Here is a 13,824-nt window from a genome sequence, read left to right on the forward strand (position 1 = left end):
TAAAATTATATTTCTATAGTTACATTGTAGTTTTCACTGTCTTGATGATCCTCATTAAAATCTTGTTCAAAAAATTCAATAAGCGATGCCAACTCTACAATTGTTGCATGTTCAAATACTTCGCGGATGGATACTTCTATTATTAACTCCTTACGGATCATTGAAACTAAACGCGTAGCCAGTAAACTGTGACCTCCGAGTTCGAAAAAGTTATCATGAATCCCTATTTGTTCTACACCTAACAGGTTTTGCCAGATTGCTGCTAATTGGGTTTCTGTTTCATTGCGCGGAGCGACGTATTCGGTACTCGATAAGTCTGAACCATCCGGATCCGGCAATGCTTTTTTATCCAGCTTTCCGTTACTGGTGAGCGGCATTTTTTCTAAAGTCACCCACAATTGAGGAACCATGTATTCCGGTAAGCTTAATTTTAATTGGTTTTGTAATGTCTCTTTGTTCAATTCTCCTTCTAAAACTACATAACCTACCAGACGTTTATTGCCTGCTGTATCTTCTTTGGCCAAAACACAACATTGGTTTATGCCCGCTAAAGAAGATAAGGCGTTTTCGATCTCGCCTAATTCTATTCTATAGCCGCGAATTTTAACCTGATCGTCTTTTCTGCCGATGTATTCTATGTTGCCATCCGGAAGCCAACGCGCTAAATCGCCTGTCTTGTAAATTCGCTCTCCCTCTTTAAATGGATTTGCTATAAATTTTTCCTTTGTTAATTCTTCCTTGTTCAAATATCCTCGGGCTACCTGAGCTCCTCCAATACACAATTCGCCAATTACGCCTATTGGTACTAATTGATTTTGATGATCTAAAACATATAAACTGGTATTGGCTACCGGTTTTCCAATTAAAACCTGAGATAAAACATCTTCCAGAGGTACTTCCCATGAACTCACATCAATTGCAGCTTCTGTAGGACCGTATAAGTTATCTAATCGAACATTCCTGAATTTTTCCTTAAATAAGAGTACCTGATCTACTTGTAAAGCCTCTCCACTACACAGAACCTGTTTTAACGATTTACAGTCTCCTAAGTTAATATCTTCTAAGAAAACCCTCAGCATCGAAGGAACAAAATGAATCGTTGTGATGTTTTCCTTTTCTATAATCTGTTTTAAATACTCAACATCTTTATGTCCTTCGGGTTTGGCAAAAACCAATCGTGCTCCACAGCTAATAGCCCATAAAAATTCCCATACCGATACATCAAAACTAAAAGAGGTTTTCTGTAAAATTGCATCATAACTCTTAAGCTGATAATGGGATTGTGTCCATAATAGACGATTCACAATACCGCTATGTTCATTCATCACTCCCTTAGGTGTACCGGTACTTCCTGAGGTATATATCACATACGCTAAATTAGAGGCTGTCAATACAGTACTAAGCTCTGCTGTTGGATAACCTGAGATAAGATCCCAATCTTTATCCAGACACAGAATGGATAATTCTTCATCTCTGTTTATAACATTACAACTGGTTTGACTGCTTACAACCAAATCAATACCAGCATCTTTAAGCATATAAGCGATACGATCTGCCGGGTATTCCGGATCAATAGGAACATAAGCACCTCCTGATTTTAAGATCCCAAGGATACCAATTAGCATTTCTAAACTGCGCTCCAGACAGATCCCTACAAGAGCATCGGGTTTTACACCCTGCTCACGTAAATAGTGTGCCAACTGATTGGAGCGCTGATCTAATTCTTTGTAGGTTAGTTTTTCATCTTCATAAACAACTGCAACAGCATTAGGTGTTTGCTTAACCTGCTCGATAAATAAATCAACAATTGTTTTATCTGATGGATAGGCAGCTTCAGTGTTATTGAAAACATTCAATAATTGATGCTCTTCTGCCTGGCTAAGCATCGACAGAGTACTGATTGGTTGTTTGGTACTGCTTACAATACTTTGCAATAATTCCTGATAATGCAGCAGCATACTCTCGATTGTAGCCTTATCAAATAAAGCTGTGCAATAATTTACCGTTAATGAAATACCATTGTTATTTTCTGATGCACTAAATGTCAAATCAAACTTAGAACTAACCGTATCAAACTCATATCCGGAAATAATGATATCATGTAATTCGCTCTCTTTTTGGACTTGATTATCTCCTTCATTTTGTAATACAAACATCACCTGAAACAACGGACTCATGCTCCTATCACGGCTTGTAACCACACGATCAACCACCTTCTCAAATGGGGTTAATTGATGATCGTAACCTTCTAAAGTGGTTTGTTTTATTCTTGACAACACATCCTTAAAACTCGGGTCACCGCTCAAATCACTGCGAAGCGCCAGAGTATTGACAAAAAAACCAATCATACCCTCTAATTCTGCTTGCGTTCGATTTGCAATTGGTGTTCCAACACAAATGTCTTCCTGACCACTGTAACGCGACAACAAGATCTTAAAGGCGGATAATAAAAGCATAAATAAGGTTACTCCTTCTTCTTTACAGATAGCATTTAATGATGCGCTCAGCTTCTGGTCTAAGGCTAAAAAGACAGCTGCTCCCGCATTACTAGGAACCGAAGGACGGGGATAATCTGTTGGTAAGGACAAAGTGCTTACTCCACTTAGTTTGGATTCCCAGTACGACAACTGATCCTCTAAAACTGCTCCTTCTAAATAGTTACGCTGCCAAATCGCATAATCGGCATATTGTAAATGAAGTGTTGGTAGATTAGGGGTGCAGTTGGATTGCAAGGCGCTGTAAAGCTCCATAAATTCACGGATCAAAATTCCATCTGACCAGCCATCACTGGCGATATGATGGAAAACACAAGCCAGCACATATTTCTGATTCCCTAAAGTGTATAAACACGCTCGCAGTTTATAGTCTTTTGATAAATCAAAAGGTTGATTAACATAGTCGGCGATCTGATTTTTTAAGACGAGTTCATCCGATACCATCTCCGTATCCAGTGACCAGCCTTCTGCACTGATGATTTGCTGATAAGCGATACCTTCTTCGGATAAAAGCATACTGCGTAAGACCTCATGACGTGAAACAATACCATGCAGGGTTTGTTCCAACAGCGATATCTCTAAAGCGCCTTCTAAGCTCAAAACTATAGGAATGTGGTATTCGGTACTGCCCTGAAGCTGATCCAAAAACCATAGTCGTTCCTGACTAAACGATAAAGGAATTCGAACTCCTCTTTCTTGAGCAACAATAGTTGGTAGTAAAAGCTGTTTATCTCTTGACAACAAGAGTACTGAGATCTCAAAGATACTTTGATATTCAAAAACCTCATAGATTGACATTTCAACTTCAAACACTTTACGTATCATCGATATCATTCTAATGGCCAGTAAACTATGACCGCCCAACTCAAAGAAATTATCATAAACTCCTACTCGTTCTACGTCTAACAAATTCTGCCAGATTTCTGCTAATTGCGCTTCTGTTTCATTACGTGGCGCTATATATTCTTTACCGGATAAATCTGAGCTATCCGGATCGGGTAATATCTTTTTATCAACTTTACCATTAGTGGTTAATGGAAAACTATCTAATACTACCCACAACTGAGGTACCATATAGTCAGGTAATTTCGATTTTAGTGATTCTTGTGTCGATTGCTTATCAAAATCATCTTCAGATACAACATAACCTACCAGACGCTTGCTATCATTTGCTCCTTCCCTGGCCAATACACAACACTGTGTAATTCCTGCTAAAGAAAACAATACATTTTCGATCTCGCCTAACTCTATTCGATATCCGCGTATTTTAACCTGATCGTCTTTTCTGCCAATATATTCTATATTTCCATCAGGTAACCATTGGGCCAGATCACCTGTTTTGTATAGTCGTTCCCCTTCAATAAAAGGATTCCTTATAAACTTCTCTCTCGTTAAGTCATCTCTATTCAAATAGCCACGAGCTATACCAGCTCCTGATATGCATAATTCTCCAATTACTCCGATGGGAACTGTATTTTGACTATCATCAAGTATATAAATTTGGGTGTTGGCTATTGGTGTTCCTATAGGAACCGTTGTACCCATATCACCACTAAAGATAGTGGCGCAAATACTAGCTTCTGTAGGGCCATAAGCATTGATGTATTTTCCTGTTTTTGCAAATAACTTTGCCTGTTTTAATGGTGCTTGTTCTCCTGCTGTTATCAATGTTTTTATGCCAGATATTTGATTACAATCTAATAATGTTAAAAAGGCAGGAGGTAATGTGGCTATGGATATTTGATTTTTTGCAACATAATCGACAAAATAACTCACATCAAGTTTATTTCCTTCTTCTATTATATATAATTGTGATCCTGATAATAACGATATAAAAATCTCTGATATGGAAGCATCGAAAGAATGACTCGCAAATTGTAAACAACTATCAACTTCGGTTACTGAAAAAGCATTTATTTGTGATACTATTGTATTGACAATACTACCATGCTCGATCATAACTCCTTTTGGATTGCCTGTACTTCCGGAAGTATAAATTACATAAGCTAAATCTGAAGATTTAACATTACTAGTTTTTGAATCTACTTCTGTAACCTCTTTCGATATTTTTTCAAACTCGATGTCTATTGAAAATATCTTTGTATTATAGTCCATCACTTCAAATAAGCTTTCTGAATCTATAATTAATAATTTTACATTGGCATCTTCTATAATAAATGACTTACGTGTATCTGGATAATCTTTGTCAATTGGTAAATAACAAGCCCCTGATTTCATAATACCTAACATAGAAACAATTGACCATATATTACGATCTATCATTACTCCTACTATATCTTCTGATTCTAACTGACCTGTATTCTTTAAATAATACGCCAAACAATCTGATTGTTCATTTAGTTCTTTATAAGTTAATACTTCATCTTCAAACGCGACAGCAATATTATTTGGGGTTCTCTTAACCTGTTCTTCGAATAAATCAACTAGAGTCTTGTCTTTTGGATAAGCAACTTGGGTGTTATTAAATTCATAGAGTATTTGATGTTTTTCTTCAATAGATAACATCTCAAGCTTACTTATTGGTTCATTTAAATTTTTAATTATACTACTGATGATTTCTTCAAAATGAATGATCATAGATTGAATAGTATCACTTTTGAACAAATCTGTACAATATTCAATATTGAATAAAATCTCTTTTTCTGTCTCTACAGCATTAAATGAAATATCCAATATCGAACTTATATGATCTCTTTCATAGCTGTCTATCGTTATTTGATCTAAAAATGCTTCTGTTGATCTTGGAGTATTATCTAATAAAAATTTTACCTGGAACAAAGGGCTCATACTCGTATCCCGAGTTGTCATCACCCTGTCTACAATTTTTTCAAATGGAGCACTCTGGTTATTATAGGCACTTAAAGTTGTTTCTTTAACCTGAACTAATAAATCCTTAAAGGAACTTTGAGAATCTATCCTAGTGCGAATCGTTAGATTATTAATAAAAAATCCTATTACTCCTTCTAATTCAGCCTGTGTTCTATTGGCTATAGGCGTACCAACGCAAATATCCTCTTGTCCGCTATATTTATATAACAACACTTTGAAAGCCGATAATAACAGCATAAACATCGTAACCCCTTCCGATCTGCAAATTGAGTCTAATGCAACTTTTTCTTCTTGATTTATATGAAATGACATACTCGCTCCTGATCTACTCTGAATCGATGGTCGCACATAGTCTGTAGGTAGCAATAATGGTAATACTCCTTGCAATTGATCATCCCAATAACTCAACTGGGTCTCCAAAACTTCCCCTGAAATATATTTACGCTGCCAAATAGCATAATCCGCATACTGGATTGGTAACGTAGGTAAATTTGGATTCCTGCCTTGAGTCATGGCATTGTACAGTTCTATAAACTCATTTACCAAAATACCCTCTGACCAACCGTCACTGGCAATATGATGCAACACACATGCTAAGACATACTGCTCATTGCCCAAGTCATACAGGCAACTTCTTAACTTATAATCCTTCGATAAATTAAAGGGCTGGGCCAGATAACGATCCAGACTGTTTTCTAGTAAAGTTACATCAGATATTGCAAGCTGATCCAAAGACCAGCCTTCTGCACTGATGATTTGCTGATAACCGATACCTTCTTCTGATAAAAGCATACTGCGTAAGACTTCATGGCGCGAAACTATACAATGCAAGGTTTGTTCCAGTATCGATACGTCTAATGCGCCCTCTAAACGAAGAACAATAGGTACGTGATATTCTGTACTGCCTTGCAGCTGATCCAAAAACCATAATCGTTCCTGACTAAACGATAAAGGAATACGGGCCGGACGTTCTTCTGCAACAATACCTGGTAATAAAACCCCTTCAGATTGTGCCGCTATATGGGCTGCTAAGTCTGAGATTGTGGCATGTTCAAATACTTCGCGGATGGATACTTCTATTATTAACTCCTTACGGATCATCGAAACTAAACGTGTAGCCAGCAAACTGTGACCTCCGAGTTCGAAAAAGTTATCATGAATCCCTATTTGTTCTACACCTAACAGGTTCTGCCAGATTGCTGCTAATTGGGTTTCTGTTTCATTGCGCGGAGCGACGTATTCTTTACTGGATAAGCCTGAAAAATCAGGATCTGGTAATGACTTTTTATCCAGCTTTCCGCTACCGGATAATGGCATTGTATCTAATACCACCCACAATTGAGGAACCATGTATTCCGGTAAGCTCAACTTTAATTGGTTTTGTAGTCTGTCTTTGTCTAATGCTCCTTCTAAAACTACATAACCTACCAGACGTTTATTGCCTGCTGTATCTTCTTTGGCCAGAACACAACATTGGTTTACGCCCGCTAAAGAAGATAAGGCGTTTTCAATCTCCCCTAATTCTATTCTGTAACCGCGAATCTTAACCTGATCGTCTTTTCTGCCAATGTATTCTATGTTTCCATCCGGAAGCCAACGCGCTAAATCACCTGTCTTGTAAATTCGCTCTCCCTCTTTGAATGGATTTGCTATAAATTTTTCCTTTGTTAATTCTTCCTTGTTCAAATATCCTCGGGCGACCTGAACTCCTCCAATACACAATTCGCCAATTACACCTATTGGTACTAATTGATTTTGATGATCTAAAACATATAAACTGATATTGGCTACCGGTTTTCCAATTAAAACCTGAGATAAAACATCTTCCAGAGGTACTTCCCATGAACTAACTTCAATTGCGGCCTCTGTAGGACCGTATAAGTTATCTAATCGAACATTCCTGAATTTTTCTTTAAATAAGAGTACCTGATCTACTTGTAAAGCCTCTCCACTACACAGAACCTGTTTTAACGATTTACAGTCTCCTAAGTTAATATCTTCTAAGAAAACCCTCAACATCGAAGGAACAAAATGAATCGTTGTGATGTTTTCCTTTTCTATAATCTGTTTTAAATATTCAACATCTTTATGTCCTTCGGGTTTGGCAAAAACCAATCGTGCTCCACAGCTAATAGCCCATAAAAATTCCCATACCGATACATCAAAACTAAAAGAGGTTTTCTGTAAAATTGCATCATCACTCTTAAGCTGATAATGGGATTGTCCCCATAGTAGACGATTCACAATACCGCTATGTTCATTCATCACTCCCTTAGGTATACCGGTACTTCCTGAGGTATATATCACATATGCTAAATTAGAGGCCGTCAGCACAGTACTAAGCGCTGCTGTTGGATAACCTGAGATAAGATCCCAATCTTTATCCAGACACAGAATGGATAATTCTTCATCTCTGTTTATAACATTACAACTGGTTTGACTGCTTACAACCAAATCAATACCAGCATCTTTAAGCATATAAGCGATACGATCTGTTGGATATTCCGGATCAATAGGAACATAAGCACCTCCTGATTTTAAGATCCCAAGGATACCAATTAGCATTTCTAAACTGCGCTCCAGACAGATCCCTACAAGAGCATCGGGTTTTACACCCTGCTCACGTAAATAGTGTGCCAACTGATTGGAGCGCTGATCTAATTCTTTGTAGGTTAGTTTTTCATCTTCATAAACAACTGCAACAGCATTAGGTGTTTGCTTAACCTGCTCGATAAATAAATCAACAATTGTTTTATCTGATGGATAGGCAGCTTCAGTGTTATTGAAAACATTCAATAATTGATGCTCTTCTGCCTGGCTAAGCATCGACAGAGTACTGATTGGTTGTTTGATATTGCCAACAATACTTTGCACTAATTCCTGATAATGCAGCAGCATACTCTCGATTGTAGCCTTATCAAATAAAGCTGTACAATAGTTTAAGACTAATGAAATACCATTGTTATTTTCTGATGCACTAAATGTCAAATCAAACTTAGAACTAACCGTATCAAACTCATATCCGGAAATAATGATATCATGTAATTCGCTCTCTTTTTGGACTTGATTATCTCCTTCATTTTGTAATACAAACATCACCTGAAACAACGGACTCATGCTCCTATCACGGCTTGTAACCACACGATCAACCACCTTCTCAAATGGGGTTAACTGATGGTCGTAACCTTCTAAAGTGGTTTGTTTTACTCTTGACAACACATCCTTAAAACTCGGATCGCCGCTCAAATCACTGCGAAGCGCCAGGGTATTGACAAAAAAACCAATCATTCCTTCTAATTCCGCTTGCGTTCGATTTGCAATTGGTGTTCCAGCACAAATGTCTTCCTGACCACTGTAACGCGACAACAAGATCTTAAAGGCGGATAATAAAAGCATAAATAAGGTTACTCCCTCCTCTTTACAGATAGCATTTAATGAAGTTTTAAGCTTCTGGTCTAAGGCTAAAGAGACAGCTGCTCCTGCATTGCTCGGAACTGAAGGACGGGGATAATCTGTTGGTAAGGACAAAGTGCTTACTCCACTTAGTTTGGATTCCCAGTACGACAACTGATCCTCTAAAACTGCTCCTTCTAAATAGTTACGCTGCCAAATCGCATAATCGGCATATTGTAAATGAAGTGTTGGTAGATTAGGTGTGCTGTTGGATTGTAATGCACTATATAATTGTGTAAACTCATTCACCAAAATTCCCTCCGACCAGCCATCACTGGCGATATGATGAAAAACACAAGCCAGCACATATTTCTGATTCCCTAAAGTGTATAAACACGCTCGCAGTTTATAGTCTTTTGATAAATCAAAAGGTTGATTGACATAGTCGGCGATCTGATTTTTTAATAATTCATCCGATATGATCTCTGTATCCAGTGACCAGCCTTCTGCACTGATGATTTGCTGATAAGCGATACCTTCTTCTGATAAAAGCATGCTGCGTAAGACCTCATGACGCGAAACAATACCATGCAGGGTTTGTTCCAACAGCGATATCTCTAAAGCGCCTTCTAAACTCAAAACTATAGGGATATGGTATTCGGTACTGCCCTGAAGCTGATCCAAAAACCATAGTCGTTCCTGACTAAAAGATAAGGGAATACGCTCCGGACGCTCTCCCCCTGTAATAACCGGAAGTAAAATACCTTCTGACTGAGATGATAAATGAGTTCCTAATTCCGAAATCGTGGTATGTTCAAATACTTCACGGATAGAAACTTCTATCATTAACTCCTTACGAATCATTGAAACTAAACGCGTAGCGAGCAAACTGTGACCTCCGAGTTCGAAGAAGTTATCATGAATCCCTACTTGTTCTACCCCTAACAGGTTTTGCCAGATCTCGGCTAGCTGTGTTTCTGTATCATTACGCGGAGCTACATATTCTTTACTCGATAGTTCTGAACCATCCGGATCCGGTAATGCTTTTTTATCCAGTTTTCCGTTACCGGTTAATGGCATTGTATCTAATGCTACCCATAATTGAGGAACCATGTATTGCGGCAGACTTAATTTTAATTGGTTTTGTAATTGCTCTTTGTTCAATGCTCCTTCTAAAACTACATAACCAACCAGACGTTTGTTGCCTGCTGTATCTTCTTTGGCCAAAACACAACATTGTGTGACTCCCGCTAAAGAAGACAAGGCGTTTTCAATCTCACCTAATTCTATTCGATAGCCGCGAATTTTAACCTGATCGTCTTTTCTGCCGATATATTCTATGTTTCCATCCGGAAGCCAGCGTGCTAAATCTCCCGATCGGTATAATCTGGAAGTTTTATCCGCACTAAACGGATTCGCTATAAACTTCTCATTGGTTAAGTCTTCTCTATTTAAATAACCTCGTGCTACTCCTGCTCCCGAGATACACAATTCTCCTTCTACTCCTATGGGAACCAGATTTAAATGAGCATCCACTATGTAACATCCTAAAGTTGGAATTGCAGTACCTATATTACTGATCAAACTCTGTGTATCTGACTCTGTAATCTCTTTGTAAGTTACATGTACAGTTGTTTCTGTGATGCCATACATGTTGATCAGTTTACAATCTACATAAGAACGCTTCCATCTTTCCAAATAAGTGGAATTCAGCGCCTCTCCTCCAAAAATTACATAACGCAGAGAATGTGATGATTTTTTGGATAAAAATTCTTCCTGAAGTACGTAAAATGAACCTGGTGTCTGATTTAAAACTGTTACACCTTCTTTTATTAGTAATTCCTTAAAAGAAACAGCATCTTTTGTTAGGAACTTAGAAACAACCACTAAACGGCCTCCATGTAATAAGGCTCCATACATCTCCCATACTGAGAAATCAAAACAAAAGGAATGAAACAAAGTCCAGACATCACCGGACCCAAAATCATATAACGGGGATTCGTTTTTAAATAATCGAACTACATTTTTATGCGTTATCAAAACTCCCTTAGGTGTACCGGTACTTCCTGAGGTATATATCACATACGCTAAATTAGAGGCTGTCAATACAGTACTAAGCGCTGTTGTTGGATACCCTGAGATAAGTTCCCAATCTTTATCCAGACACAGAACGGATAATTCTTCATCTCTGTTTATAACATTACAACTGGTTTGACTGCTTACAACCAAATCAATACCAGCATCTTTAAGCATATAAGCGATACGATCTGTTGGATACTCCGGATCAATAGGAACATAAGCGCCTCCTGATTTTAAGATCCCAAGGATACCAATTAGCATTTCTAAACTGCGCTCCAGACAGATCCCTACAAGAGCATCGGGTTTTACACCCTGCTCACGTAAATAGTGTGCCAACTGATTGGAGCGCTGATCTAATTCTTTGTAGGTTAGTTTTTCATCTTCATAAACAACTGCAACAGCATTAGGTGTTTGCTTAACCTGCTCGATAAATAAATCAACAATTGTTTTATCTGATGGATAGGCAGCTTCAGTGTTATTGAAAACATTCAATAATTGATGCTCTTCTGCCTGGCTAAGCATCGACAGAGTACTGATTGGTTGTTTGGTACTGCTTACAATACTTTGCAATAATTCCTGATAATGCAGCAGCATACTCTCGATTGTAGCCTTATCAAATAAAGCTGTACAATAGTTTAAGACTAATGAAATACCATTGTTATTTTCTGATGCACTAAATGTCAAATCAAACTTAGAACTAACCGTATCAAACTCATATCCGGAAATAATAATATCATGTAATTCGTTCTCTTTTTGGACTTGATTATCTCCTTCATTTTGTAATACAAACATCACCTGAAACAACGGACTCATACTCCTATCACGGCTTGTAACCACACGATCAACTACCTTCTCAAATGGGGTTAACTGATGGTCGTAACCTTCTAAAGTGGTTTGTTTTACTCTTGACAACACATCCTTAAAACTCGGATCGCCGCTCAAATCACTGCGAAGCGCCAGAGTGTTGACAAAAAAGCCAATCATTCCTTCTAATTCTGCTTGCGTTCGATTTGCAATTGGTGTTCCGACACAAATGTCTTCCTGACCGCTGTAACGCGATAACAAGATCTTAAAGGCGGATAGTAAAAGCATAAACAAGGTTACTCCCTCCTCTTTACAGATAGCATTTAATGATGCGCTCAGCTTCTGGTCTAAGGCTAAAAAGACAGCTGCTCCCGCATTGCTCGGAACCGAAGGACGGGGATAATCTGTTGGTAAGGACAAAGTACTTACGCCACTTAGTTTGGATTCCCAGTACGACAACTGATCCTCTAAAACTACTCCTTCTAAATAGTTGCGCTGCCAAATCGCATAATCGGCATATTGTAAATGAAGTGTTGGTAGATTAGGGGTGCTGTTGGATTGTAATGCACTATATAATTGTGTAAACTCATTCACCAAAATTCCCTCCGACCAGCCATCACTGGCAATATGATGGAAAACACAAGCCAGCACATATTTCTGATTCCCTAAAGTGTATAAACACGCTCGCAGTTTATAGTCTTTTGATAAATCAAAAGGTTGATTAACATAGTCGGCGATCTGATTTTTTAAGACGAGTTCATCCGATATGTTCTCTGTATCCAGTGACCAGCCTTCTGCACTGATGATTTGCTGATAAGCGATACCTTCTTCTGATAAAAGCATACTGCGTAAGACCTCATGACGCGAAACAATACCATGCAGGGTTTGTTCCAGCAGCGATATCTCTAAAGCGCCTTCTAAACTCAAAACTATAGGAATATGGTATTCGGTACTGCCCTGAAGCTGATCCAAAAACCATAGTCGTTCCTGACTAAACGATAAAGGGATACGCTCCGGACGCTCTCCTCCTGTAATAACCGGAAGTAAAATACCTTCTGACTGTGCCGCTATATGAGTTCCTAATTCTGAGATTGTAGTATGTTCAAATACTTCACGGATAGAAACTTCTATCATTAACTCCTTACGGATCATCGAAACTAAACGCGTAGCCAGTAAACTGTGACCTCCGAGTTCAAAGAAGTTGTCATGAATTCCTACTTGTTCTACGCCTAACAGGTTCTGCCAGATCTCGGCTAGCTGTATTTCTGTTTCGTTGCGTGGCGCCACATATTCTTTACTCGATACTTCTGAATCATCCGGGTCAGGCAATGCATTTTTATCTACCTTACCATTACTGGTAAAAGGTATTGCTTCGAGTTGAATAAATTGATTCGGAATCATAAACTTAGGAAGCACTTTGGACAATTGTGTTCTTAAATTCCCGGTATTTATTTCTTCTGTAAGTTCTAAAAAAGCGACTAAACGTTTATTTGAGTTTTGATCTGCTTTTACAAGTACTACTGCTTTTCTAACTTCCTCTAGTTTTAGTAGTGCATATTCTATTTCGCCCAATTCTATACGATGACCACGAATTTTAACCTGATCATCTTTTCTTCCCATAAACTCTACTGTTCCATCAGGTAACCATCTTCCTATATCTCCGGTTTTATATAACTTTCCACCAGATTTAAAAGGATGTTCGATAAACTTCTCTATCGTTTGTAATGGTTTATTTAAATAACCTCGAGCAATACCATCTCCGGAGACACAAATTTCTCCTAACAAACCTATGGCAACCAAAGAGTCTGCTTCATCCAAAATATAAACCTCAGAATTGCCTACAGGCCCACCAATAGGTATGGTAGTATATTCTACATCATTCGCAAATCGATAAATAGTTGAATCAATCGTATTCTCAGTTGGTCCATATGAATTGTACAGTGCTATTAAATATCTGCTGCCAAGTCTGCTGTTAAAAGTATTGACCACTTTGGTATTTATTTTATCGCCGCCTGATACCACATGACGCAAACTTTGCAATTTCTTGAGGTCAGTATCCGATATGTAATCCAATATATTTTGTAACAATAAAGGCGGCATATTCACCTTTGTTATCTCATATTTTTGGATAGTGTTTATAATGTTCTGAAATAAATCATCTTTGAAATTTACTGACGCCATAACACAGCAGCCTCCAATTGTA

General features: G+C 38.1%; 1 protein-coding gene (cut by a window edge). It reads right to left on the reverse strand.

The genetic code is table 11. The features are described from left to right. Nucleotides 1-5: 5 nt before the first annotated feature. Nucleotides 6-13,824: the 3' portion of a non-ribosomal peptide synthase/polyketide synthase gene (locus M4I44_RS16690; protein WP_249965449.1), read on the reverse strand. It continues 2,228 nt past the right edge of the window; only the last 13,819 of its 16,047 coding nucleotides appear in the window; its start codon lies off the right edge, out of view; the stop codon is at nt 6-8.

This window comes from Flavobacterium sp. B183 (assembly GCF_023539155.1).
Lineage (GTDB): Bacteria > Bacteroidota > Bacteroidia > Flavobacteriales > Flavobacteriaceae > Flavobacterium > Flavobacterium tructae.